Origin of the sequence: Streptacidiphilus anmyonensis, from assembly GCF_000787855.1 — a bacterium.
Lineage (GTDB): Bacteria > Actinomycetota > Actinomycetes > Streptomycetales > Streptomycetaceae > Streptacidiphilus > Streptacidiphilus anmyonensis.
The window spans coordinates 1-360 of sequence record NZ_BBPQ01000052.1; the positions used below are offsets into that span (position 1 = coordinate 1).

At 71.7% G+C, this 360-nt stretch carries 1 pseudogene; it reads left to right on the forward strand.

Annotated elements, in window-relative coordinates:
- Positions 1 to 156: 156 nt before the first annotated feature.
- A pseudogene (locus TR50_RS49280) lies at positions 157 to 360 on the forward strand (hypothetical protein); the annotation flags it as partial.

Consider the following 360-nt stretch of genomic DNA (forward strand, 5'->3'; position numbering starts at 1 on the left):
CAGCCGGGGCCCCAGTGAACAGCTGGGGCCCCGGCTTTTTTCGTATGTCACCCCGTGAGCGGCCACTCGCCGAGTGCGGGAGAATGAGTGTTGGTGCGCGGTTGACGCGTTGCCGGCACCGCAAGGCCTCACGCAGTCCAGACAGGAGTCACCCCAATGGCATACCCCCCCAACGGACCGGAGCGCCGCTCCGGCGACGGCCCCCACAGCGCTGGCGGCGCGGGCCGTCGTGAGTCCCGTGACTCCCGCGGGGGTGGCTACCGCCGGGACGACCGTCCCTCCTACGGCGACCGCGACCGTGGCGGAGATCGTGGCGGGGACCGTGGTGGCTTCCGTCGTGACGACCGCCCGTCCTACGGT